21 protein-coding genes are annotated in these 23,774 nt (G+C 56.6%); 10 read left to right on the top strand and 11 right to left on the bottom strand.

Annotated features, from left to right (window positions below; genetic code table 11):
- The first annotated feature begins 94 nt into the window (after positions 1 to 94).
- The 3 genes from hpbA (at position 95) to IF205_RS09530 (ending at position 4,380) form a co-directional block, all read left to right on the top strand.
- Entirely contained in the window at positions 95 to 2,131 is a 2,037-nt protein-coding gene (gene hpbA / locus IF205_RS09540; protein ID WP_259783054.1) for an N-methyl-L-proline N-demethylase HpbA, read from the top strand.
- Between the two features lie 78 nt (positions 2,132 to 2,209).
- Positions 2,210 to 2,836 carry a TetR/AcrR family transcriptional regulator gene (locus tag IF205_RS09535; RefSeq protein WP_259783053.1) on the top strand — a complete coding sequence of 209 codons (627 nt, stop codon included), beginning with the start codon at positions 2,210 to 2,212 and terminating at the stop codon, positions 2,834 to 2,836.
- 56 nt (positions 2,837 to 2,892) lie between these two features.
- A complete protein-coding gene (locus IF205_RS09530; RefSeq protein WP_259783052.1) occupies positions 2,893 to 4,380 on the top strand; it encodes an FAD-dependent oxidoreductase in 1,488 nt (495 codons plus the stop codon).
- 22 nt (positions 4,381 to 4,402) lie between these two features.
- On the opposite strand, the gene IF205_RS09525 is transcribed toward IF205_RS09530, so the two are convergent.
- Positions 4,403 to 5,209, bottom strand: coding sequence for a phosphodiesterase (locus IF205_RS09525; protein WP_259783051.1), 807 nt, complete (start codon positions 5,207 to 5,209; stop codon positions 4,403 to 4,405).
- A gap of 290 nt (positions 5,210 to 5,499) precedes the next feature.
- Here IF205_RS09525 and IF205_RS09520 point away from each other — a divergent pair, with 290 nt between their 5' ends.
- The 5 genes from IF205_RS09520 to IF205_RS09500 all read left to right on the top strand — a co-directional run bounded on the left by IF205_RS09520 (position 5,500) and on the right by IF205_RS09500 (position 10,496).
- The gene (locus tag IF205_RS09520; protein ID WP_259783050.1) at positions 5,500 to 6,804 is read left to right on the top strand and encodes an ABC transporter substrate-binding protein; all 1,305 of its coding nucleotides are present in this window, start codon (positions 5,500 to 5,502) and stop codon (positions 6,802 to 6,804) included.
- 73 nt (positions 6,805 to 6,877) lie between these two features.
- A complete protein-coding gene (locus tag IF205_RS09515) occupies positions 6,878 to 7,774 on the top strand; it encodes a carbohydrate ABC transporter permease (protein ID WP_259783049.1) in 897 nt (298 codons plus the stop codon).
- Between the two features lie 6 nt (positions 7,775 to 7,780).
- Positions 7,781 to 8,605 (top strand): carbohydrate ABC transporter permease, encoded by an 825-nt coding sequence (locus IF205_RS09510; protein WP_259783048.1) that lies wholly within the window; start codon positions 7,781 to 7,783, stop codon positions 8,603 to 8,605.
- Positions 8,606 to 8,622: 17 nt separating this feature from the next.
- Positions 8,623 to 9,723: an ABC transporter ATP-binding protein gene (locus IF205_RS09505; RefSeq protein WP_259783047.1), complete on the top strand. Its 1,101-nt coding sequence runs from the start codon at positions 8,623 to 8,625 to the stop codon at positions 9,721 to 9,723.
- Positions 9,723 to 10,496, top strand: coding sequence for a DeoR/GlpR family DNA-binding transcription regulator (locus IF205_RS09500; protein WP_259783046.1), 774 nt, complete (start codon positions 9,723 to 9,725; stop codon positions 10,494 to 10,496). The genes IF205_RS09505 and IF205_RS09500 overlap by 1 nt, the downstream gene beginning before the upstream one ends.
- 89 nt (positions 10,497 to 10,585) lie before the next feature.
- On the opposite strand, the gene IF205_RS09495 is transcribed toward IF205_RS09500, so the two are convergent.
- Genes IF205_RS09495 through IF205_RS09465 form a run of 7 tightly spaced genes read right to left on the bottom strand, consistent with a single transcriptional unit; the run spans position 10,586 to position 19,448 of the window.
- Positions 10,586 to 11,593 carry an FAD:protein FMN transferase gene (locus IF205_RS09495; protein ID WP_259783045.1) on the bottom strand — a complete coding sequence of 336 codons (1,008 nt, stop codon included), beginning with the start codon at positions 11,591 to 11,593 and terminating at the stop codon, positions 10,586 to 10,588.
- A complete protein-coding gene (locus IF205_RS09490) occupies positions 11,574 to 12,149 on the bottom strand; it encodes a nitrous oxide reductase accessory protein NosL (protein ID WP_259783044.1) in 576 nt (191 codons plus the stop codon). Before IF205_RS09490 ends, IF205_RS09495 begins: the two co-directional genes overlap by 20 nt.
- The gene (locus tag IF205_RS09485) at positions 12,146 to 12,976 is read right to left on the bottom strand and encodes a DUF2705 family protein (protein ID WP_259783043.1); all 831 of its coding nucleotides are present in this window, start codon (positions 12,974 to 12,976) and stop codon (positions 12,146 to 12,148) included. Before IF205_RS09485 ends, IF205_RS09490 begins: the two co-directional genes overlap by 4 nt.
- Positions 12,973 to 13,899, bottom strand: a complete 927-nt coding sequence (locus IF205_RS09480) for an ABC transporter ATP-binding protein (RefSeq protein WP_259783042.1) — start codon at positions 13,897 to 13,899, stop codon at positions 12,973 to 12,975. Before IF205_RS09480 ends, IF205_RS09485 begins: the two co-directional genes overlap by 4 nt.
- The gene (locus IF205_RS09475; protein WP_259783041.1) at positions 13,896 to 15,188 is read right to left on the bottom strand and encodes a nitrous oxide reductase family maturation protein NosD; all 1,293 of its coding nucleotides are present in this window, start codon (positions 15,186 to 15,188) and stop codon (positions 13,896 to 13,898) included. The genes IF205_RS09480 and IF205_RS09475 overlap by 4 nt, the downstream gene beginning before the upstream one ends.
- Before the next feature lie 59 nt (positions 15,189 to 15,247).
- Positions 15,248 to 17,158: a TAT-dependent nitrous-oxide reductase gene (nosZ, locus tag IF205_RS09470; RefSeq protein ID WP_259783040.1), complete on the bottom strand. Its 1,911-nt coding sequence runs from the start codon at positions 17,156 to 17,158 to the stop codon at positions 15,248 to 15,250.
- Between the two features lie 25 nt (positions 17,159 to 17,183).
- Positions 17,184 to 19,448: a NosR/NirI family protein gene (locus tag IF205_RS09465; protein WP_259783039.1), complete on the bottom strand. Its 2,265-nt coding sequence runs from the start codon at positions 19,446 to 19,448 to the stop codon at positions 17,184 to 17,186.
- Between the two features lie 326 nt (positions 19,449 to 19,774).
- Here IF205_RS09465 and IF205_RS09460 point away from each other — a divergent pair, with 326 nt between their 5' ends.
- Positions 19,775 to 20,689 carry a ferritin-like domain-containing protein gene (locus tag IF205_RS09460; RefSeq protein WP_259783038.1) on the top strand — a complete coding sequence of 305 codons (915 nt, stop codon included), beginning with the start codon at positions 19,775 to 19,777 and terminating at the stop codon, positions 20,687 to 20,689.
- A gap of 79 nt (positions 20,690 to 20,768) precedes the next feature.
- The gene (locus tag IF205_RS09455; protein ID WP_311195746.1) at positions 20,769 to 21,287 is read left to right on the top strand and encodes an Rrf2 family transcriptional regulator; all 519 of its coding nucleotides are present in this window, start codon (positions 20,769 to 20,771) and stop codon (positions 21,285 to 21,287) included.
- Between the two features lie 55 nt (positions 21,288 to 21,342).
- Here the strand turns inward: IF205_RS09455 and IF205_RS09450 are convergent, their stop codons facing one another.
- Genes IF205_RS09450 through IF205_RS09440 form a run of 3 tightly spaced genes read right to left on the bottom strand, consistent with a single transcriptional unit; the run spans position 21,343 to position 23,526 of the window.
- On the bottom strand, positions 21,343 to 22,035 hold the full coding sequence (locus tag IF205_RS09450; protein ID WP_259783037.1) for a phage tail protein: 693 nt from the start codon (positions 22,033 to 22,035) through the stop codon (positions 21,343 to 21,345).
- A gap of 48 nt (positions 22,036 to 22,083) precedes the next feature.
- Entirely contained in the window at positions 22,084 to 22,797 is a 714-nt protein-coding gene (locus IF205_RS09445; protein ID WP_259783036.1) for a phage tail protein, read from the bottom strand.
- A gap of 27 nt (positions 22,798 to 22,824) precedes the next feature.
- A complete protein-coding gene (locus tag IF205_RS09440) occupies positions 22,825 to 23,526 on the bottom strand; it encodes a phage tail protein (protein ID WP_259783035.1) in 702 nt (233 codons plus the stop codon).
- Positions 23,527 to 23,774: the final 248 nt, after the last annotated feature.

The raw sequence follows: 23,774 nt of genomic DNA, 5'->3' as shown, positions 1-23,774 counted from the left end.
ACTTTCAAAACAGACATCTAAGTACTGTTAATTGACACTGATGTACATTTCCTCTTATCCTTTGAATGGAATTCAGGATCACAGAGGTGAAAAAATGTCGAAAGACCCGCTTCTCCAGCCCTTTCAGCTAAAGCATCTGACGCTGCGCAACCGGATCATGATCACCAGTCACGAACCGGCCTATCCCGAGGATGGCATGCCGAAGGAACGCTATCGCGCCTACCATGTGGAGCGTGCCAAGGCTGGCGTCGCCCTGACGATGACCGCCGGGTCCGCCTCTGTTGCCCGGGATTCTCCGCCGGTCTTCAACAATATCCTGGCCTGGAAGGATGAGGTTGTCGGTTGGATGAAACAGTTGACCGACGAATGCCACGACAATGGTTGCGCGGTCATGATCCAGTTGACCCATCTGGGGCGACGGACGCGTTGGGACAAGGCGGACTGGCTGCCTGTCGTCTCGCCCAGCCATGAACGCGAGGCATCCCACAAGGCTTTCCCCAAGAAGATGGAAGACTGGGATATCGCGCGCATTATCGAAGACTATGCCGATGCGGCAGAGCGTATGCAGGCCGCTGGTCTCGACGGGATCGAACTACAGGCCTACGGACACCTGATGGACCAGTTCTGGTCGCCGCTGACCAACAGTCTGGACGGCCCCTACGGCGGAAGCCTGGACAACCGCCTGCGCTTTACCTTTGACGTCCTCCGCGAAATCCGTAAACGCTGTGGTGACGAATTCATTGTCGGCGTGCGCTATACCGGCGACGAACAGCTTCCAGGCGGTTTCACCAAGGATGAGGGCCTGGAAGTGTCGCGACGCCTGAAAGACAGCGGCATGGTCGATTTCCTGAATATTATTCGCGGACATATTGATACGGATGCCGCCCTGACCGATGTGATCCCGATCCAGGGCATGAAAAACGCCCCACACCTTGATTTCGCAGGAGAGATCAAAGCCGCCACCGATTTCCCCACCTTCCACGCGGCAAAAATCCCGGATGTGGCCACGGCCCGCTATGCCATTGCGGAAGGCAAGGTCGACATGATCGGCATGACCCGCGCCCATATGACCGACCCGCATATCGTCCGCAAGATCGTCGAAGGACGGGAAGACGACATCCGCCCCTGTGTTGGCGCGAATTACTGCCTCGACCGGATTTACCAGGGCGGTATGGCGCTGTGCATTCACAACGCGGCCACCGGCCGTGAACGGGAGATGCCGCAGACCATCCTGCCTGCGAACAAGAAAAAACGCATTACCATCGTCGGTGCCGGTCCCGCCGGTATGGAAGCCGCCCGCGTTGCCGCCGAACGCGGTCATGAGGTCACCGTTTTTGAGGCTGCCGACCGGCCGGGCGGCCAGATCCGCCTCACCGCCCTTCAGGAACGCCGCCGGGAGATGATTTCAATCATCGACTGGCGCATGGCCCAATGCGAGAAGCATGGGGTCCAGTTCCATTTCAACACCTTCGCGGAAGGCAGCGATATCCTCGCGACCGACCCTAATGAGGTAATCATCGCAACCGGCGGCCTGCCCCATACGGAGGTCCTGTCATCCGGGAATGAGCTGGTTGTATCGGCCTGGGATATCCTGTCAGGCGACGTAAAGCCGGGCAGCAATGTCCTCATTTACGATGACGCCGGTGACCATGCCGCCCTACAGGCCGCAGACACCATCGCCGCGACAGGCGCAAAGGTTGAAATCGTCACGCCGGACAGAAGCTTCTCTCCCGAAGTGATGGCGATGAACCTTGTCCCCTATATGCGCAGCCTGCAACGGCTTGACACCACCTTCACGGTGACCTGGCGATTGATGGGCGTCACCCGCGACGGAAACCAGTTGCGCGCACATCTGGGCAGCGACTATGGCGACATGACCCGGGAGCGGCTTGTGGATCAGGTAGTGGTCAACCATGGTACGCGACCGCTGGACGACATCTATTTCGAACTGAAAGTTCTGTCGTCGAACCTGGGCGAGGTTGATTATGATGCCCTTGCGACCGGCGGCCCCCAAGCGGTGGACAGCAACCCGGAGGGTAAATTCCGCCTGTTTCGCATCGGCGATGCCGTTGCCGCCCGTAATACCCATGCGGCAATCTACGACGCGTTGCGATTGGTCAAGGATCTGTGATTGAACGGCGGGGCCTCACGGTCCCGCCCGCAACCATCGGCATTGTCGCACTCGAACCAAGTTGATAATTGTCTGCCCATGAAAAGATCAGCAAACGATAGCGGTTGGCGAGGGTCCCCCGAACTGTGGTTGGGGGCGGCCTATGACGCCCTTCTGTCTTCCGGCGTAGACGCGGTCAAGATCATGCCGCTGGCAAAGAAACTGAACCTGTCGCGGACAAGCTTCTACTGGTTTTTCGAGGACCGTGAAGAATTGCTTGCCGCCCTGGTTGCGCAATGGCGGGACAAGAATACGGGCAACTTCGTAAAACAGACGGAGGCCTATGCGGAAACGATCGCAGAGGCCGTCTTGAATGTGTCCGATTGCTGGCTGAACAGCGACCTCTTCGATTCCCTGTTCGAATTCGCGATCAGAAGCTGGGCCCTCCAGTCCCCGGAAATCCTGGCAGAGGTCCAGGCAGCCGACCAGCAACGCCTTGAAGCCCTGCAACGCATGTTTTTACGATTCGGGGCGGATGAGATTACCGCAGATGTGCGCGCCCGAACCATCTATCTCGTCCAGATCGGCTATATCTCCATGCAGACGCAGGAAGATATAGCAGTGCGTATGAAACGCATTCCGGAATATGTGAAGACCTTCACCGGACAGGCACCGGAACAAAGGGAACTGGACCGCTTCTTCGCCCGACACAACTTCGCCCCATAACCAACAGGCAGCGAGACAACCCTGCGCCCATCCCCCAACAGCATAGGGAGTAGACGATGAGCCGACCACTACTGGAGCATTTTGAAGGCGCAACCTACGACGTTGTCGTCGTCGGCGCAGGGGCTGTTGGCTGTGCAACCGCCCGGGAACTTGCCGGACGGGGCTATCGGACGCTGCTTGTGGACAGGGGGGATATCGGGGCAGGCACCTCATCACGCTCAAGCCGGATGCTCTATTCCGGTCTGGGCTATCTGGCGGTGCGCTACCCGCTGTGGCAGATGGCGTTTCGCCCGTTCGACATGTTGCGACGCCTCAAATACACACGCGCCGTGATGCAATGCCGTGCGGAACTGGTGCGGGACATGCCCGACCATCTGACCAAACACAGATTCCACTACCCCTTCAGAAAAGGCGATCGTTATCCGCCCTGGCTGGTCGACATCGGCTTCCGGTTGGTAGAGGCATTGGGTGACTGGAAAGTGCCGCTGTCCTATCGGCGACTTGCGGAAAAGCAGGCCCGCGCAGAAAGCGGCCTTGCGGCGGGGCTTGGCGGCCCGCTTCGCGGTGTCGGTGTTTTCGAAGAATATATGTATGCCTGGCCGGAACGAATTTGCGTCGATACAGCCCTCGATGCCGAACGGCGCGGCGCCACTATCCGCACCTACGCCGAAGTCACCGGTATCAATCAACAGGACGATGGCTGGGCAGTGACGCTTACAGAACGCGCGCCCGGTGAAACAGGACAGGCCCGGATTACAGCCTCCCTGGTCATTAATGCAGCGGGCCCCTGGATCGACCGCGTGCCCGGCGGAGGCCCTGCCGAAATCAAACGCGTCATCGGCATCAAAGGCGTGAATGTCATGATCAGGCTGCCGGAAAGCTATCGCGGCCAGGGATTGGAGGCATTTTCCAGCAAAAATGAACCCTTCTACGTCTTCCCCTGGCGAGACCTACACTTTATTGGGCCGACAGAAACCGAAGTCACCGAAAACCCCGACGATATCCGTGTCCAGGATACTGAAATCGACTATATCCTTGGCGAAGCCAATCGCCTGTTCCCCGACCTCCACCTGACGCGCGATCATGTGCAGCATTGCTGGTGCGGGGTTCGGCCCACCTCAACAGTAGACGGCAACACGACAAGCCTGCCTGTGCGCGTCGCCGAAGATGAGCAGACACCAGGTCTCCTCGCCGTGACGGGATCGACGATCATGCTGCACCGTTATGCCAGCCGTCTTGCCGCAAAGGCCGTTGAAAAACGGCTCGGCAAACGGGGAGCCCCCCCTGTCGGCAAAATAAGAAAACCGGATGGGCTTGTGTCAAATAACGGCATCGGTCAAATGCTGGCCACCGAACATGTTGTCCGCCTCGTCGATCTGGTCCGGCGCCGTCTACCCGATGGCCTGGACCCTGACCTTGGGCGTAACCGCGCAGAAGAACTTTCCCGACTTGCTGCCGCCAGTCTTGGATGGTCGGAAGCCCGTCGGCAAGAAGAACTGGAGCATTTCACCCAGGATACAGCAACAGTTTACCGGCGACTGTGACCGAACCGCCAAAAACCCGCCCCTAAAAGGGATAGGGTCCTGCAAACTCATCCACATAGGCGTAATGCGATACCAGACCGTTGTCGCCCCGCCAGCTGTGAAGAGCGATCTTGGCCGGTTCCATTGTGAAGCTGAGCGGGGCCTCTTTACGCAGGTCGAGCGTTATCTGATGCGCGGAGGATGGTGCCAGAAGGACCGGAACACCGGCAATGGTACTATGTATAACCCGATGAACATGACCGCAGATTATACCGGCAATGCGATCTGAATAGGCGGCCACCAGATCACGAAAGGCCGACAGTCCCTCGAAAATTCCACAAGCATCCATCGGAGCGATCCCGGTCTGGAAGGGCGGATGGTGCATGAATATCAAGGCGGGCCGCTCAGGCGTTGCCTTTTGCATCTCCTGCTCCAGCCACGCCAGGCGCGAAGGACAAACCGCCCCTTCTGACCGTTTGGGCACGGTACTGTCCAGGCCGATCAGAAACAGCGGCCAGTGGTTTTCATCCACACTGTAACAAAAGGGCGTATCGCCCTCACCTTCCGCCATGCCCGTAAATGCCTTACGCATGGCCGCCCTGTCGTCATGATTTCCGGGCACCACATATGTGGGAAACCCAAGTTTTTCCAATGCTGCGACGAGGAAGTCGTATTCTTCCTTTGTTGCGGTCTCGGTCAGATCGCCGCTGATCAGCAAGACATCCGGTTGCGGCGTCAGGCCCGCGAGCCTGTCCATGCATAAACTGAAAGCCTGACGGGTATCGACGCGCCCGCTCAACACTTCGTTTTCCCGGGTAATATGCAGGTCCGTAATCTGGGCGATCAGCATTTAACACTCCTCTATGGCAAACGGGACCGCAGGGGGCGGCCTCCCAAGAGCCTGTCCGAAACAACATTTCCTATGTTGCCTGCCAATTACCACGGCAATGTTGCGGCTTTTTGGCAAAAATCCAAAAATTCACAGAATTTCCCACAAATTACATCACAACGTCACGCAACCGTAACAACCCTCCGTGATCCTGCGAACACTTTTTAAGGGTGATTTGCATGCCAGCGGATAGGCCAAGAACGGCATTCGAGCAGCCCTAATTCAGGTGAAAACTTCATAAGGAAGCTACGATGAAGTCGACAAAATTGCCTATTTCCCGGCGTCATTTCCTGCAAGCCAGCGCAGGTGCAGTAACGGCAGCCGGCATGTTCGGCAGCAGCCCGCTCTTTGCATCCGGAACCGATATCGTCAAATTGCAATTCATGTATCCGGTTGGCGTGTCCGGTGACATCAACCGCATCGTGACCGGCATGATCAATGACTTCAACGCCAGCCACGACAAAGTACAGGTCGAGCCGATCTACGCAGGCAGCTACGACAACACAGAACAGAAAGTCATGACCTCTCTCGGTGTCGGCGAGCCACCGGCAACCTGGCTGCCGATCAACTCTGCCCTGCAGACCTTCCTTGGCATGGATGCCCTGGCGGACGTAACCGAGCTTGCAAAAGCCGACGACATCTATGAGGACTTCCTGCCGGGCTTCCTGAGCATCTGCGAATCCGACAGCAAGCTCTACGGTCTGCCTTTCCAGTGCTCCACGCCGGTTCTCTATTATAACAAGGAACTTTTTGCCAAGGCCGGTATCAACAAGGCGCCGGACACCTGGGCTGAATTGATGGAAACGGCCAAGGCCCTGACCATCCGCAACGGCTCAGACGTAAGCCAGTGGGGCGTGACCTTCGGCGGCGGCTGGCATGACTGGATTTTTGAAAGCTTCGTTCGCCAGAATGCCTTTGTCCCCTGGCAAAAAGACAAAGTCATGTTTGACGCACCCGAGGCGATTGATGCCCTCGAATTCTGGGCAGAAATGGTCAAGGAAGGCGTTATGCCGACCGCATCGACCTGGCAGAGTTCGGCAAACGACTTCATGGCTGGCCGCACAGCCATGCTGTATCATTCAACGGGTTCGCTCACCAACTTGCGGAAATCGTCTCCGTTCGACGTTGGCGTTGCCTTCATGCCAAAGAACAAAACCTACGGCGCAACCATTGGCGGCGGCCCGATCCTGATGGCGAAGAACCAGCCGGATACCCATCTGCAGGCCAGTTGGACCTTTGCCCGCTGGATGACCAATACCCGCAACCAGACACACTGGTGCAAGGAAACGGGGTATATCGCTGCACGTAAATCCTCATGGGAAGGCCAGGATCTCCAGACCTTCGTCAATGAGGTTCCTGCCGCCAAAGTTGCTCTGGATCAGGCCGCCTATGCCGGTGCGTTCCTGCAGGTGCCGGGATATCACAAGGTACGTGAATATCTCAAAAGTGCACTTGACCGTACATTGGCGGGTGAGGTCGACCCGACCTCGGCTCTCAAGGAAGCAACCAAGCATTCCAACCGAGAGATCCAGCGACTGATGCGCCGTCGCGCCTAAAAGCACTATCCCGGTCTGCGCTCCTTCGCAGGCCGGGATTTTTCTGTCCCTTTGTTTAGAAGAACCCAATCCAATGCGATTTCCTTCTTTCACGCCGACGAAAGAAACAATGGTGGCCCTGGCAATGCTGTTGCCATCACTGGTTTTTCTGTCTGCCTTCACGTACTGGCCGATCCTGCGTTCATTCTATTTCAGCTTCCATGACGTGATGCTTGGCTCTGACAAAATCTATTTTCTGGGCTGGGAAAACTATGAACGGGTTTTGAGTGACGCCCTGTTCTGGAAATCGTTTCGCAACACGGCCTTCTATACCCTGATCACGATTCCGGCTGCAATCATCTGCGCCCTGTTACTGGCCGTGGCACTGGATACAAAAATTCGCGGAGTTGCGCTGTATCGCTCCGCCTTCTTTTATCCCGTGATGATCCCGTCTGTCGCGGCAGGCATGGTCTGGGTCTTTCTCTATGCGCCGGGATACGGCCCGATTAACGCCATGATGGAAACACTTGGCCTGCCGAAACTGGAATGGCTCTATTCTTCCGATTGGGCCCTGCCAGCAATCATGGTGATGAGCATCTGGAAATATTCCGGCTATTTCATGCTGATTCTTCTGGCGGCCCTGCAAATGGTACCACGCGACCTCTATGAAGCCGCACGGCTCGACGGCGTCTCGGGCTGGCACCAGCTCATTCACATCACCGTTCCGCTGATCTCACCGACCATCTATTTCGTTGTGATCATTGGCGTTCTGCATTCCTACCAGATTTTCGACTATGTCTTCGTCATGACGCAGGGCGGTCCCGCCGACGCTACGAATGTCCTGACGCTCTATATCTATCAAAATGCCTTTCAATATCAGGATATCGGCTTCGCCAGCACTGTTGCCAACATGTTGCTTTTGTTCATTGGCGGCCTGATTGCCGTGATCGCCTCGACCCTTGGCCGACGCGTGCATTACCTGGGGAGATAGCAGAAGATGAAACCGTCCTTCCTCAAAAAATATGGCACGCACGCAATCTTGTTGCCTGTTTCCATACTATGGGTCGGCCCGCTGATCTGGATTTTGGTCACATCCGTCAAAACCCGCGTGGAAGTCTTTGATGCCAGCAGCGGTTTGTTGCCGCAGAATTTCATTTGGGACAACTATCCCGCGGCGATGGCCGTCGCGCCATTCGCCACCTATATGGCCAATTCCTTTCTGGTTACCGGAAGCATCCTGATCTGCCAGATCATCACCATATCGCTTGCGGCCTATGCCTTTGCCCGCCTGACCTTCCCGTTTAAAAACGTGATCTTCTCCTTCTTTCTGTTGCAGATCATGTTTCCGATCTACGCAATCTTTCTGACCAACTTCATCACGGTTCGCGAACTGGGTCTGTTGAACAGCCTTCCGGCCATGGTCGTGCCTTTCGTTGCCAGCGGGTATGGAACCTTCATGCTCAGGCAGGCCTTCCGGCAGGTCCCGACGGAACTGAGCGATGCCGCCAGGCTTGATGGCTGCGGACATCTAAGCACCCTGTGGCACGTCTATTTGCCGTTGGTCCGTCCCACGTTGGTGGCCTTCGCCATCATTTCGGTCGTGACCCACTGGAACGACTATATGTGGCCTCTTCTGGTGACCAACTCGGAGTCCGTGCGAACCCTGCCAATCGGTCTTGGCCTATTGGCAAAGTCAGACAGTGGCGCCGACTGGACACGCCTGATGGCCGCCACGGTGATTGTGATTTCACCACTCCTGCTTCTCTTCATCATCTTCCAGCGTCGCTTTGTCGACAGCTTCATGCATGCCGGCCTGAAATAGACTTAAGGATTAAATTCATGGCAACCGTTTCCCTGCGCCAGATCACCAAACACTATGGCGACCAAACCGCTGTTAACAATCTCGACCTGGAAATTCAGGACAAGGAATTCATGGTCCTTGTCGGCCCCTCAGGCTGCGGCAAGTCAACAACCCTGCGCATGGTCGCGGGGCTGGAATCCATCAGTGGCGGCCAGTTGATGATTGATGGTGTCGATGTCACGCATGCCGAACCGCGCCACCGTGACATTGCCATGGTGTTCCAGTCCTATGCCCTTTACCCGCATATGACAGCTTACATGAATATGGCTTTCGGCCTGATGAAAACATCGAGCCTGAGCAAGTCGGAAATCCGCACCCGTATCATGGAGGCTGCCGACATCCTCAACATCCACGATTTGCTGGAAAGAAAGCCAAAGGAAATGTCTGGCGGCCAACGCCAGCGTGTCGCCATTGGACGGGCCCTTGTGCGCAAGCCCAAGGTCTATCTCTTCGACGAGCCGCTTTCAAATCTGGATGCCAAGCTGCGCGGCCGTATGCGCGCCGAACTCAAGCGACTGCATAGTGAGCTTGGAATTACCGTTATCTATGTAACCCATGACCAGGTCGAGGCAATGACCCTGGGTTCGCGTATCGCCGTCATGTCCGATGGACGCATACAACAGTTGGGGGAACCGATGTCGGTCTATCGAAAGCCCAACAATCTTTTTGTTGCATCCTTTATCGGGGCACCGGAAATGAACATGCTGCGCTGTAAATTTGACGGACGCGTTATTGGCAATAATGCCCTGCTCTCCCCGATCGCCGTCAACCCGCATGGCAACGGGTCCGGCATGCAAAACGTCATTCTGGGCATTCGCCCTGAAGAAATATCCATTGCCACACAGGACAACGCCATGATGACCGGCTGCGTCGAGCGGGTTGAACTTCTCGGCCCGGAAGCCCTGGTTGAACTGCGCGTTGACGAGGACCTTTTGACAGCGCGCCTTCAAACCGACCAGGTTCCTCCGGTCGGCAAGGATCTCGGCCTGACAATTGACAGTAATCTGCTGCGTATCTACAACCCGGACAGTGGACAGGAGATCAATATTCACTCTGAGGCCAAATCCGGACAATGGTAATGTGGGACCGAAGCGGTCTTAATATCCGCCAGCAGAATATCGCTGAATGGCTACAGGAGATGCAATCGGCATCGATCCAGGACCTGAGCAATCATTTCCATGTCTCCGACGAGACGATCCGCCGTGACTTGCGGCAACTGTCTGAAAACGGGTTGGTCGAAAAGTTCCACGGCGGTGTGCGCTTTAACGTGCACCGTACCGAACTTCCCTTTCAGAGCCGCATGCGCGTCATGGCCCAGGCCAAGCAGAAAATAGGGGTGAGCGCCGCTAAACTGATCAAGCAGGGTGCGACAGTCTTCCTGGATAATTCTTCGACGGCCTGCTTCCTCGCCCATCAGTTGACCAAGCGCAACGACCTGACCGTTATCACCCTGTCGCTTGAAGTCGCCAATATCCTGTCTGTTTCCGGACAGTGCAATCGGGTCATTCTGGCCGGTGGGGAACTGCGTGTTGAAGACCAGACCCTGATCGGAGCCGAAGCCATCCGCTTTGTCTCCCAGTTCACCCCCGACATGTGCTTCATTTCCGTCGCCGCCCTGAGTGTGGAGCACGGTTGCATGGACTTCGACATTTTTGAAAGCGATTTCAAGCGCGTCGTCATGCCGCTTGCGGAAAAGGTCATCCTGCTCTGCGACGCCAGCAAATTCCATAAATCCGGCCTGATCAAAGTCTGCGATCTGTCAGCCTTCGACACCCTTGTAACCGATGCAGCCGTCCCTGCGGAAATTGCCAGCCAAATGACGCACGGCACGATTATCACAGGTTCACATTAAATCTGTTCATAGCCAAACCTAGCGAGCCTTAAAAACAGGTCGACAGCATCTGGACAGCAGCGCCTTGCCCCACACAGACACTTGAACAATTAGGCTTTGCCTATAAGCCTGTGCCCGCTCGCAACATAGACCTGAATATCCGGTAATTGGGCGGCGATTGCGTTGATCTCCGTATCGGGCATCAAAGAAAAGGCTGTCGACAATGCATCGGCCGTTGTCGCATCCTTTGCCAAGACACTGACGCTTCGCTCAATTGCGGCGGATTTACCCGTGCGCGGATCGAGAAGGTGGCTGATCCGGCCTGCCTGATCAAACACAGTGCCATAGCCACCTGAGGTAGCCAGGGCGCGATCGGCGAGATCGAGTGTCCCGGCCAGTTTGCCCGGCCTCTCCGGGTCGTTGATGCCGGCCTGCCACGCCCGGCCGTCAGGGTGACTGCCAACAGCACGGATTTCGCCCAGATCAACCAACACCTGGTCAATACCATTACGCTTCAGTAGCACGGCAATGCGATCGGTAATAAAACCCTGGGCGATGCCGTTGAGGGTCATTCCCATACCCGGCTTCGCGAAAGCAACCCTATCCGGTCGTGCCTCAACCTTTCGCCAGTCGACCAGCGGCAGTATATCCACGACATTCGGCCCTGCGGGATCTGCATCGGGCTGTGCGAAATGTTCCGCATATCGCGCCCAAAGGGGTTGCACGGTAACGTCGAATGCGCCGCCGGTAAGTTCACTGATATCGCCCGCCCGTCCGAGCAGCTCGATCAACTCGAGCGGCGGTTCGTCGACAAAGCCGTTCTGGTTGAGCTGCGCCAGCGTCGAACCGGCATCGTAAAGGCTGAAAACACGTTCCAGCCGACGAACCTCTGCAACACAGTCGTCAATCAGGCGCTGGGCCGCCGCCCGGTCGGGATGGGCGAGCTGAATACTGGCGTCTGCGCCAAGGGCGACGCCCTGCCAACGATGCAGCGGCGCCGCAGCCACCGAACCGCCCGGCAACATCGCTGTTCCAGCCACAGCACCGGCAATCGCGATGAAACGCCGCCGGCTCACGGACCGGAAGGGCGCCGAAATGTCACTGCTGTTGCGTTGCATTGCTCATGCCTTTCATTGTGTCATCGTCCATTCCCACCATGTCTGACATTGCCGCCTCGTCAGTGGGGCTGAGGACGTAGCTGTCCGGGATATCCGCCAGGCGCAGGACCTTTCCGCCATGTTCGTCGGCAAATTGACCGGCCTTGGCCTCGTCTCCGAACGGCACAGCCTCCGGCTGGCCCATGCCGCCCTTCATCTCGCTGCCGATAACAAAGAACGCCTTCTCCGCAACAATCCAGTTGCCTGCCCCCTGTGCGGACCAGCTTTCTGCCTTGCCCATATCATTGACATAGACCACCCGAATATCGTCGGGCCGGTCCGGCATGCGGATATAGGCGATGGCGTCACGAACGGAAGAGAACCAAAGCGGGTAGTCATGGCTCGCGACATAAATCTGGCCCTTCGGCCCCGCGTGATCGCTGATCAGCATGCCGCAGATGAAACCGGTATCCTCACTTCCAACCTCGACCGGGGTCGGCAGCCTTGCCTCCTGCTTGTCGTTGCACGCGGCAAGCGACAGGACCAGAACGGCCAGCAGCGTGATAAGGCGGATCATGGCTCTCTCCTATTGAAGATGGCGACAGCCGCGGCCAGCGGTACAACAGACCAGGCGGCCAGCGAGCCGAGCAATGCCCACATCGGCAGTCTGCCAGCCTCGCCCAGCCCGGCCATGCCGCTCAACGCCTTGGCGCCATCCGTGACAGTAAGATTCAGCAGGCGAAACGCATCCGCCGGATTGGCAAGCAGCAACAGATCAAGGCTATCGGCGCTGAGGATACGGTTCTGACCGGCGACCAGAACGCCCAGTAGAGCGGCGTCATAGATCAGCACCAGCACAAACCAGATACCGACGGCGACACCGGCAGCCGTGGCGCGCTCGCGCACAACCGTACTGATCAGCATACCGAGCGCAAGGAACGCAGCCCCCAGCAAAACCGACGAGCCAAGCAATCCGGAAAATGCGGCCCAGTCGAGTTCTGCAGCATTGCCGCTCTTGACCACCAACGCGGCGGCAGCGGCTCCATAACCGATGACTGTTGCAAGCGCCAGGATGGCCACATGCCCTATGAATTTGCCGAGCACCACCTGCCAACGCGCCAACGGATAGGCGAGCAGCAGCAGTAACGTACCCCGCTCTGCCTCCCCGACGACAGAGTCGAAGGATAGCAACAGTGCAATCAGCGGCAGCAGAAAGATGCTGAGACTGGCAAGGCTGACCACAACGATCGACAACGGGTCGGCCTTTACGCCGCCCACAGGCGCGCTGCCGAGTAATGTCAGGCTGAGCGCGAGAGCGGCCAGCAACAGCGTCGTCGCAAGGACCCAGCGATTGCGCAAGCCGGCGCGAACTTCCTGGACTGCAATGATGAATGTGCTGCTCATGGCCGTTCTCCCTCGCTGTCCGCCAGCAACGTGCGATAGACTTCCTCAAGGCCCGGCCGTTCCATCTCAACATCTCGTATGATGCTGTCGAACTGGCCAAGCCGATGCAGCAGGTCCATCTTTGCCGTAGGCGGACATAACAGGATCAATCCGTCCGGACTGCGATACTCAATCTCACTCAGATCACCGACCGCCTCGATCACCTTGCCCGTCGTGCAAGTCTCAACCTTTAGCGAAATACGAAGCGGCATTGCGGCCTGTTGCAGCAACGCGGGGAAAGTATCGCAAGCGAGAAGTCGTCCGTGCCCGATCAGGGCAAAGCGGTCTGCCTTGTCCTCGATCTCCGCCAGCGCGTGGCTTGACAACACGATCGCCGTGCCCTGGTCGCGCAAATTTTCAAGCATCGTATAGAATTCACGCCGAAGGGCCGGGTCCAGCCCCGTGGTCGGCTCGTCCAACAGCAACAGCCGTGGCTGGCCGATCAGCGCCTGCGCCAGTCCGAGACGCTGCCGCATCCCCTTGGAATACGTTCCAACCCGCCGCTTCGCCGCCTCACCAAGGCCAACCTGCTCAAGCAGCGAAAGGCTTGTAGCAGGCGCCACTCCCTTGAGCCGACAATAGAAAGCGATGACCTCTCGCCCGGTCATTGCCCCCGGGAATGCCACACTCTCCGGCAGAAAGCCAATGTTCCGCCGCGCCGTGGCACCACGTCGACCTGCGGGGTCATCACCGCCAATACGGATACTGCCCTCGGTCGGCTCGATCAGCCCAAGCATCAATTTCATGAGGGTGGTTTTGCCTGCGCCGTTGTGACCAACCAGCGCCATAATCTCTCCGGCCTGTACCGCAAGTGTTACGTTACCGAGTGCTTCGATTTCGCCGTAACGTTTGCCGAGACCATCCGCAGCCACGATGGATGTCATGGCCGTGCTCCTTTCTTGAGTGTTGCGCCGACCACTGGCGGCTGCATCAATGGCGTGGAGTCGATCACGCCGCCCGGCCGAATTGCCGGAAAGCGCGCCTGTGCCCAACGGATCAATTCAACCGCAGGGCTGTTGACCAGAATCTTTGCCTGCGGGTATTTCCACAGCAACTGATCCATCACTCCGTTCGGACGGTAGGCGCGATCCCCAATACCGTCACCATCCAGGTCAAAGGCAGGATTGTCGCTCCAGTAGTTGCCACGCCCCTTCTCCCCCCAGTCGAGGAGCCGCGTGCCAACATATTTGACCTGGGTCCGGTTGCCGATGAATGCATTCTCGACAACCACATTTCTCTCAGAACCTGCCGTGAAGTGGATACCGATCGGGCATCCCACAAAATGGTTTCCTTCAATGCGGTTTTTATGCGCGTTATAGATAAACAGGCATTTCTTGCCACCTTCGCGCACCACATTGCCGGTAACGAGCGAGTCATTGGTGTAGTTTAACATCAGCCCGTGATCGCGGTCGCCAATGCTGACATTGTCCCGGATTTCCAAATCACGCGAATACATGATCGCCCAGGCGATGTGGTCATTCTGGGAGCGGTTGCCGATCACCTGACTGCTGTTGGTGTACATATAATGGATGGCAAAACGCAGGTCGCGGAAACTGTTATCGCGGAACACATTGTTCTTACTGGTGGTGACAAAGATACCGTCGCGGCCATTGCGAAAGTCGTTGCCGACAATTTCCGCACCAGGCGCGTTCCAGATCGAGACACCATTGCCGGCCTCCGACATGCGAAGGTCAGTCCGGCCGACAATCACATTATCCTTAACAATCGACCCCGCTGCACCATGCAGATAGACGCCGAACAGGTTGTTTTCCATTCGGTTGCCGGTAACGGTCGCCCGCAGGCCGGTACGCCGGACCAACACCGCAGAATCCATCTTCGGCAGGTCAAGTCCGGACCCTCGGATCGTCAATCCCGCAACACGGGCGTCAGGGCTGGTGATCGTAATCACACTGCCATGATCATTCCCGACGAGGACAGCGCCCGGCTCCCCGACCAGCGCAAGTGGCTTGTCGATCGTTACCGGACCGTGGTGCACACCCTTCGCCAGATGCAGCACGTCACCTGCCGCAGCGGTATCAATTGCGGCTTGCAGAGATTCTCCGGCTGACAGATTTCGTTCGGCGGCAACTGCCCCCGGAATGCCAGAGGCCAGCAGAAGCAGCACTGTCGCTGACAGTCGGAAAAATCTGGTACGGATACACGAGGATTTCATTATTTTACTTCCAGGGGGTCGGGGCCGTCGGCAGGACATGCCGCCAGCCCCATCCCGTGTTATGCCGACTTCGGCTCAACCAGCATCCGACCCTTCATTTCCATATGAAGAGCGTGGCAGAACCACTGGCAGTAGTACCAGTAGACGCCCGGCCGGTCGGCGGTGAAGGTCACCGACGCAGTCGCCTGCGGGGCCACTTCCATGGCAACGCCGTGGTTGGCGATTGTGAAACCATGCGTCAGGTCTTCAACGTCGTCGACGTTCGTGACATAAACCGTCACCTCATCGCCTTCCTTGACCTTGAAGTCCGTCAGGCTGAAGACCGGCGCCATCGACGTCATGTAGACCCGGACCTTATTGCCGTCACGGATTACATGTTCTGCTTCCTCAAGGACGACACCATCAGCTTTGGCCTGTTTAACCGCATCCGCGAACATCGGGTCATCACGTTTCCAGACAGAAACCGGTTTCACCTTGGAATGATGGACGATAATCGCATCATGCGGCTCGGCAAAGCTGGGGCCGTCGTGCACCAGCTTCATCTCGTCACCCGAAATGTCGATCAACTGGTCGCATTCCGGCTTGAGCGGGCCAACATTGAGGAAACGGTCCTTGGAGAACTTGTTCAATGTGATCAGCCACTTGCCATCGGCATCGTTGGTTTCACCCATGGACGTATGGTTGTGACCCGGTTGATAGGCAACATCCAGCTTCTGGATGATCGGATCGACATCCTCGCCGTTGAACTGGGCGATAGCCTTTTCAATATCCCACTTACAGATCTGGCTGTCGATGAACAACGTCGTGTAGGCATTGCCGCGCCCATCATACGCCGTGTGAAGCGGCCCGAGACCCAGTTCCGGTTCTGCAACAACCGTATCGCGCGGTTTGATCTTGTCGTCGAACAAGTCGGGGAACCGGCGCAGGTCGAATACCGTACAGGTCGGGGACAGCTTACCGTTCGCGATCAGGTGGATACCGTCGGGGGCTGTGTTGATGCCATGCGGGCTTTGCGGAACCGGTACATAGCGGGTGTAGGGTGAACCGTGGCGGCCATCGATCACAGCAACGCCGTTGAGTTCCTTGTAATCACCTTTTTTCACTGCCTCTTCAATACGGGCAAGATCGAAGATCACAATCCAGTCCTGCTCTGCCGACGTCATTTCGTCCAGCGTCACACCTCCTTCGGAGTTGTAGCAGGTGGAGAAGGCATATTTGCCTTGGAAGTCCGTATCGACGTTATCGAGGTTACCATCAACCATGACCTGCCAGGCGATGTCCATCGTGTCGCCGTCGATTGCGGTAAACATGCCGACATACTGTTTCGGGTCGTCGAGAATGCTGCCGTCGTTGACCAGCGGCACGCGGTCCTCACCGTTGGCGAATACATAGCCCGTGCGCGGGTATTTCTGCGGCCGCAGACCGTGCACCGACAGCATGTTCGGGATTTCGACGATCTTGTCGGTTTTCATCACGTCGCAGCGAATACGCCCGACGCGGCTGTTTGCCTTGTCGTTCACGAACAGATAGCGGCCATCGTAGGAGCCATCGGTGAAGGACATATGCGGGTGATGCAGGTCACCGTTCAGATAGACACCACCGCGGGATTCCAGGAATTTCTTGGTATAAGGCTGCAGACCTTCGGTGAGAATCTTGCGGCTTTCATTGGTCAGGCCCCAGCCTGTGGCGCTGCAGCGGTTGAATACAGGAATTCGCATCAACTCGCGCATCGACGGCATACCAAGGATACGAACCTCGCCGGTCTGGCCGCTGGAAAAGAACCCGTAATATTCGTCCAGTTCACCGGGGCCGACTTCCCACTTGTTGCCGGATGCCGCCGCCGCCGACTTGGAACCGGCCATCAGGCCGCCAGCGCCGCCCAAGAGACCCGCCATGGTCGCGAGCTTGGCGCTCCCCGTCAGCAGGTCACGCCGGTTCACACCGGTTGCCTTATCGTTGTTCTTCACCATTGTCTTCCTCCATTGATGAGTTTTTTTAGTCATTGGATCGCGTAGCCGACGCGCCGGTAGTGGAGACTTCCGTACCATCGGCAACGGTAGGCTCGGGGGCACCGGGTTTCCCCGGTGATTTGTTGTTTGAACTGAGTGCCTGGCGCCGCTCGCGTTTGAGGCGCCGCTGGATCATGACCGGACACTTATGGTCATGGTGGTAGAGAACCTGACAATGCAGGCACAAAATGCATTCGTTCGGATTGATATGTCCTTCGGGATGGATTGCCTGAACCGGGCATTCCTTGTGGCAACGCTGGCACGGGCTGCCGCATTCGCGGTACCGCTTCAACCAGTCGAACATCCGCATCCTGCCGGGGATCGCCAATGCCGCGCCGAGCGGGCACAGATAACGGCAGAAAAAGCGTTCAATGAACAATCCCGCGCCGATGAGGGCGACAGCAAAGCCAACGAACCACCACTCACGCAGGAAACGCAGGATGATTGCGGTCTTGAACGGTTCAACCTCCGAGAGCTTTTCCGCCAGACCCAACGAGCCCAGAGAAACCCCAAACAGCACAAGGAAGATGATGTATTTGACCGGCCACAGCCTCTCGTGAAGGCCCCAGGGTACGGTAATCTGCGGAATCCTGAGCAACCGCCCCAATCGGTTACTCAACTCCTGAAGTGCGCCGAAGGGGCAAAGCCATCCGCAGAACGGCCCGCGCCCCCAGAACAGCAGCGATGCCGCCACGGCGAACCAGAGAATGAAGATCAGGGGGTCGACCAGGAAGCTGGACCACTGGAAATCCCCCCGGACTGCACCGGCGAATGCAAGCACGTTCACCACCGAGAGCTGTGCCTGGGCAACCCACCCAAGCCAGACCAGGGTAACCGTGAGATAGCCAAGGCGAACGCGGTCGAAAAGGACCGGCCGTTTCACCAGAGCATTCTGGAAGAAGAAGATTCCCGTCAGCACCGCGATCATGACCGCAAGCACGGAAATCGAAAGCAGTTTGCTGTGCCATATGCGAAGCCACAGCGGTTGAGAGCCCTGCGCCCCATCGCCGGTCAGCTCGTCAATCAACTGTGCCAAGGCGCTGTCCGCCTGATCGTCACCGGACGTCGCCGTCTGCGACTCATCGACAGCACTGCCGTCACCACCCGCAGCAGCAGCCTGGGCCGGAGCAGACGCAGGTTTCTCGATACGCACGTATTGGTCGGGCAGCCGATAGTCGAGATCAAAGATGCGGAACACCTTCTTAAGCGCGCCAATAGGACGCTGCACCAGAAGTTTCAGCGACCATGGCTCTGCTGCGTTGAACTCCACCGTCTCTGGAACGATGAAAACGTCAATATCCCGATAGGTCGGCGCCCCGGCAGCGGCGAGTTCACTGATCCGCCTGTGCTGATGGTCGCGGAACCGGACGGTCTCCGTCCCCTGCGTGACCTCAATACGGTCGAAAATACCACCGCGGACATAGCCGGAACCCTTAAACGAATAACGCCCGCCACCGGTAACAAGGATAGCCGACTGCCCCGGCTTCAGGGCAGCGGCCAGGCTGTTATACTCCTCGTCGCCAAGCAGGCTTTTGCCGATTGCCGGCTGGCTCACCAGCGCAACATAGAGATCGACAAAATGCCTGTCCGGATTTCCTTTGATGTGACGCCGTGCGGCTTTGACATTATCCGCGAACGCCTCATTGACCTCGCCAACGGAAAGCTGCAAGTGGCGTATGCTGCCGTCCCCCAGAAGGGTCTGCCAGTCGCCAACTTCTCCTGCCTCAGGATTGACAACACGGTGCGCCTTCGTGGCCTCTTCCGTGGTCACCCCGGTGATACGGCGCGCGACCCTGGCCGCGGAACGGGTCAGACTGTCCCCCATCACCATGACGGTAACGGTTGCACCGCTGACGATATCAACCGGTGGGGCACCGTCAGAACTGACCTTTGCATGCAGGGGATCGAAGCCCTTGTAACCGTCGAGGAAGGCCTCGATCTTGCTTTGGGGGATCCCGATCAGAACGATCGGCTCATGATGTTCGACCAGCTTTGCACCGCGCACGACACCTTTTGTATCGACGCCAATCAGGATGCGAATTGGCTTACCCGAATAACCATTGGTATTGACGTAATCGGTATTCAGATAGGCATAACCGATCAGCGTGTCGCCATCATAGGCTTTGGCAATCGGCGGCGTGCCTTCCGGTTCTTCAAACCGCTTGGCACCGGGCACCAATTCTCCGGGTGTCGCTTTCGCGAGATAAGTCGCAAGTTTGGCCTCTGCGTAGGCAGGGCCAGACGCCGCCATAAACATAGTAACAGCGACGACGATACCTATGAGTGCAACAATACCTGTGACTCCAGGCAGACGATTTCGCAAATAATTTGGCAACACGGTAAGCCCCGATCACTACACTCGAACATTAAGACGCCAGCCAAAAACATGTATTTTCCATACTGCTAATTGATAAATTTTCCTGCCTTCAGAATGATTAGACAGCTACAAAGCAGTATTAAAAATACCTGTTTGATCTGAAAATAACCTGCCGCCATCTCCCCAACATTGAACTAGGTCAATTCCACAGAGCGGTTTGTGATTTATTTTGTTGGGACATCGAACATTGGAGATCGCACATGGGTGTCAAACTTACCCGCGAGCCGGAAACGGACATATCAGACCTGTCGGAACTAATCGGCATTGCAAATGCGATCGAAAAGGAGGCTGTTGAACGCTATGGCAGTCTGGCAACGGAAATGGAACGCCTCGGCGCACAGGATACGGCGGCGACTTTTCACGCACTGCAAAAAGAAGAGCTCAAACATGTTGACCATGTTTCGGACTGGGCAAAAGGTTTAGGTGAAGCGATACAGCCCGAAGCCCAATTTGTCTGGCGCCTTCCGGAGGACCTGGCATCGTCCTGGGAGGAACTTGCCGGCAGCGCGCTGCTTACGCCCTATCGTGCACTCGCTATCGCTGTTACCAATGAAGAGCGCGCCTTTGCCTATTATGCATATATTGCGGCCCATGCCGACGACCGTCAGATCGCAAAGGCAGCGGAGGAGATGGCACGCGAGGAATTAAGCCATGCGATGCATCTCAGAATCCTTCGTCGGCGCGCTTATCATGAGGAACGATCCCACAACGCACGTCCCGAGAAGGAAGCGGTATCAACGGTCGAAGAATTCCGCGACCTTGTAGGAAAGCTGCGGGGAGAGGCAGCACAGCGTCATGCAACGATCGCCACGGCCCTTCGCGAGATTGGCGATGTGACCAGCGCATCCCTGCTTGTCGACCTGGCAACGGAGGAAGATAGCACCGCAGGAAATTCATCAAGGCCGGTTGCAGTATCGGGTAATGACGAACAACGGGTGACGGCAGTCATGTTGATACACCGTGCAAAAGAGCCACTGGAACGACTGGCCGACATATGCGAGAAAACTGCCGCCAGCGCCGCATCGGAGGCCCTCCTCTCTGCCGCCCAGGAGACGCTATCCGAAACCGTTGCGCGTTTGGCCCGCATCGCCCATCGTGCCGAACAACTGGAATGAAGAGGCCCTGTAAGCATGTCGCAACTGTCCTGTCTTCTCCGCAGGCATAGTCGGCGAATGGCCAGTTAGGACAATCGAATTGCAACTGACAAAATTTACCGATTACTGCCTTCGCGTCCTCATCTATGCTGCTTTACGGCAGGACGGCCCGATCACCATTGATGAAGTCGCCGGCAACTATGGTATTTCGCGCCATCATGTAACGAAGGTCGTCTACCGCCTCGGCCAACTCGGCTATCTGGAAACCAGCCGGGGAAAAGGTGGTGGAATAAGACTTGGCCGCCGCCCTGAGCTTATCGTAATCGGCAGGGTCATACGTGATACGGAGGAAGACCTGGGTCTTGTGGAATGCCTGCAAGATAAAGGCAGCAATTGCGTGATCGAGCCTGCCTGCCTGCTTAAATCCGCAATGACGGAAGCACTTGATGCCTTTCTCGCAGTCCTCGACCGCTATACACTGGCAGACCTGATCGGCCCCAAAAGGATGCTGGCGGCAACGCTCGGCATTTCACCCGAAAGCCTCGAAAAACAGCCTGACTCTCAGTCAAACACACCGGCCGATAACAACGATCAGGACGGGAACCACCAGCGGCACTAGCCGGACACACCTTCTACAGTTCCCCCGTAACAGGCCCCTTTGAACCACCAGCCTGTCAGTTGCGAGGCGGGAAAAGTCCGTGGACGCGAATACAATAGGTAGCGGCCTGATAGGGAGTCTCAATATTAAAGGCAGCACCGCTTCCCGCATTTTGGACATTGAGCGGCCCGGACACCACCGCGCCGGAACTTCCTCCGGAAAGAGGAACCGCCGTTCCCGCATTTGCAGCGGACACAAAGCTTTCATAAGCCGGCGCTGCAAGGTAATCGCCGGTGCTTGGCGTTTCGACATTGGCGTTGGCTTTGGACACATTGATAACAGCAAGCTCTTGCTGCCCCGCCCCGGACAATTGCGCCATGTGGTTATGCGCTGGCAGTTGATCTTTTGCCAGGGCCGTCTGTTCCACACCACGTTTTGTACCCAATTTGACGGTGGTGTAGTAGGACTGCCCCAAGCCTACAGGAGTGCGCCCGCGTAAATCCGGCAAGGCAAATGTTGTCCGGCCGTCACCGCCAAAAGCATCTCCCATTACAGCATATAAAGCTGGGTTGCTGTTTATGACCAATACCTGCCCTTCTGCCGGCAGGTAGTTATCAGGACAGAAGTTGCCCGCAAAAGAACAGACACTTCCAATATAGGTGTTGTCACCACAGGCCTTTGCCGGATTTAAAGCACCATCCATCATAAAATATCCCGCAGCAAGCATAAGAGTTGCCGCACCAAATTTCAGATTTTTATGTTCAAACATGCCGATACTCCTGATCGGTTAAACAAAAGAATGCAATCAATCACCCGGTCACTGCGGCCTCGGCGGCCACGCCCCTTCGATGGCAACGCAATAGCGCAGCCCCATTTGCGGCTGAATCGTCTCCATCTCGGCCTTATTGACTCCGGTCGTACTCAATGCAGTTGCCGCCTCGGGGGCAATCTCCGTTTCCACCCCCCCGAGTTGCACGGTCGAACCCGCCGAGGATGATCCGATATAGGCGGCAACGTTGGCGCTACCTTTAGTGGTTATTCCTTTGTAATCGCCCGAAGACGGCGCATCTGCACTACCGGCCTGAACGGCCACTTTTTGGGAAACAGCCGTTCCCGCCGGAGTAAACGTCGCACCATGGCTGTGGATAGGCAATTGGTGTTCACCTATGAGTCTTTTCTCGATGCCGTCATAGGCACCAAGAGGATAATAATCCAATCCCGGCCCCCGCCCTTCACCAATCAATGTGCGCCCTTTTCCATTCGGAATGCCGACCGTGGATTGACCGTTGCCGCCATAGGTCGTTCCAACGACGGCGTAGAGTAAATTGTACTGAGCGATAGACAGTAGTTGGCCATCCATTTCCGCGTAACCTTCGGGACAATAGGTCGCCGCAGTGATGCAAATTGAGCCAACATAAGGGTCCGGTTCACAATCCGCCCGTGCTGACGTTCCCAACCCGAGTGAAGCGAAAGCCACCGCCATGGCAAAACCTAATGGAACGCGCTGTTTGGTACTTTCTACACAAAACATAGCTCTTCCTCCCCAGAAAATAGGTAATCAGCGTGGCCGAGGCGGGTATATCCCCTGGATCACAATGCAGTAATTAATGGTCAAAAGAGGCGCCCGCAGATCAATTGGATAAACCTCACCGTCAAAACCGCCTGCCGGGCTGACACTGACCTGTCCGACCGGAACGCCACTGGGAATGGCGACCCCACCGAGTGCAACGGTATTTGGCGGCACCGGCGCACCATTCAGATAGGGCTGATACTTGAACAACCCCTGCTTTTTCGAAGCGAGATAGTCACCGTCCGACGGTATGGTTTTCTCTCCCTGACTGGTCGAAGCTGACAGTGAAACGGAAACCGTCGCCCCGGTCGAGCCGCTATGCGTGTGTGTCGGCATCTCAGACGTCGTCAAAGTCACAGACTCCCGCCCGCCCCGAGAACCAAGATACTTATAGGTCAATCCCGGCCCCTGGCCGGAAGCGACCAATGTTCGCCCCCTTAAGTCCGGCAGGGCAAAGGTTGACCGACCATCGCCGCCGAAACTGTTCCCGATAACCGAATACAGTGCCTGATATTGAACGATCGGCAGCACCTGCCCGTTGGCCTGAGCAGTTTTGTCGGGACAATAATAGGCTGCCGTTGGAAAAATCGAACCGATATAGCTGTCCGCATTTTCCGCCAGGCATAGACCCGGTGCCATCACCGACATCACGACCATAGCGGAAATCACTTGTTTCTGATGAGAAAACATAAGCAAGGCCCTTCTCTATATTTTTTACAGAACAGGCTGATGCACATTTTCTAACTTCTCACACTTTTAGTTGTATGTGAACTATAAATTTCTATCTATTAATGTTATATAAACCATTATGATCAACAGTATCACCATCGGAATATCTAATATTCCGATTTACAGAACAAATTTGGTAGCAACTTATAAATTCTTGCCAATTTTCTTTTGACATGCAAGGAATGAAAACGACCTTAGGTTGTCTACCC

Source organism: Aestuariispira ectoiniformans, assembly GCF_025136295.1.
GTDB lineage: Bacteria > Pseudomonadota > Alphaproteobacteria > UBA8366 > Aestuariispiraceae > Aestuariispira_A > Aestuariispira_A ectoiniformans.
The sequence above is the reverse complement of the archived record's forward strand: the minus strand, read 5'-3'. Positions and strand labels throughout refer to the sequence as shown.

Bases quoted from the DNA above. Each gene is read 5' to 3' on its own strand.
- IF205_RS09495 (WP_259783045.1), bottom strand. From the start codon at position 11,593: ATGCAACGCAACAGCAGTGACATTTCGGCGCCCTTCCGGTCCGTGAGC.
- IF205_RS09440 (WP_259783035.1), bottom strand. From the start codon at position 23,526: ATGTTTTCTCATCAGAAACAAGTGATTTCCGCTATGGTCGTGATGTCG.
- IF205_RS09520 (WP_259783050.1), top strand. From the start codon at position 5,500: ATGAAGTCGACAAAATTGCCTATTTCCCGGCGTCATTTCCTGCAAGCC.
- IF205_RS09460 (WP_259783038.1), top strand. From the start codon at position 19,775: ATGGGTGTCAAACTTACCCGCGAGCCGGAAACGGACATATCAGACCTG.
- IF205_RS09480 (WP_259783042.1), bottom strand. From the start codon at position 13,899: ATGACATCCATCGTGGCTGCGGATGGTCTCGGCAAACGTTACGGCGAA.
- IF205_RS09535 (WP_259783053.1), top strand. From the start codon at position 2,210: ATGAAAAGATCAGCAAACGATAGCGGTTGGCGAGGGTCCCCCGAACTG.
- IF205_RS09505 (WP_259783047.1), top strand. From the start codon at position 8,623: ATGGCAACCGTTTCCCTGCGCCAGATCACCAAACACTATGGCGACCAA.
- IF205_RS09465 (WP_259783039.1), bottom strand. From the start codon at position 19,448: ATGGCGGCGTCTGGCCCTGCCTACGCAGAGGCCAAACTTGCGACTTAT.
- IF205_RS09490 (WP_259783044.1), bottom strand. From the start codon at position 12,149: ATGATCCGCCTTATCACGCTGCTGGCCGTTCTGGTCCTGTCGCTTGCC.
- nosZ (WP_259783040.1), bottom strand. From the start codon at position 17,158: ATGGTGAAGAACAACGATAAGGCAACCGGTGTGAACCGGCGTGACCTG.
- IF205_RS09510 (WP_259783048.1), top strand. From the start codon at position 7,781: ATGAAACCGTCCTTCCTCAAAAAATATGGCACGCACGCAATCTTGTTG.
- IF205_RS09485 (WP_259783043.1), bottom strand. From the start codon at position 12,976: ATGAGCAGCACATTCATCATTGCAGTCCAGGAAGTTCGCGCCGGCTTG.
- IF205_RS09525 (WP_259783051.1), bottom strand. From the start codon at position 5,209: ATGCTGATCGCCCAGATTACGGACCTGCATATTACCCGGGAAAACGAA.
- IF205_RS09450 (WP_259783037.1), bottom strand. From the start codon at position 22,035: ATGTTTGAACATAAAAATCTGAAATTTGGTGCGGCAACTCTTATGCTT.
- IF205_RS09445 (WP_259783036.1), bottom strand. From the start codon at position 22,797: ATGTTTTGTGTAGAAAGTACCAAACAGCGCGTTCCATTAGGTTTTGCC.
- IF205_RS09515 (WP_259783049.1), top strand. From the start codon at position 6,878: ATGCGATTTCCTTCTTTCACGCCGACGAAAGAAACAATGGTGGCCCTG.
- IF205_RS09475 (WP_259783041.1), bottom strand. From the start codon at position 15,188: ATGAAATCCTCGTGTATCCGTACCAGATTTTTCCGACTGTCAGCGACA.
- hpbA (WP_259783054.1), top strand. From the start codon at position 95: ATGTCGAAAGACCCGCTTCTCCAGCCCTTTCAGCTAAAGCATCTGACG.
- IF205_RS09530 (WP_259783052.1), top strand. From the start codon at position 2,893: ATGAGCCGACCACTACTGGAGCATTTTGAAGGCGCAACCTACGACGTT.
- IF205_RS09500 (WP_259783046.1), top strand. From the start codon at position 9,723: ATGTGGGACCGAAGCGGTCTTAATATCCGCCAGCAGAATATCGCTGAA.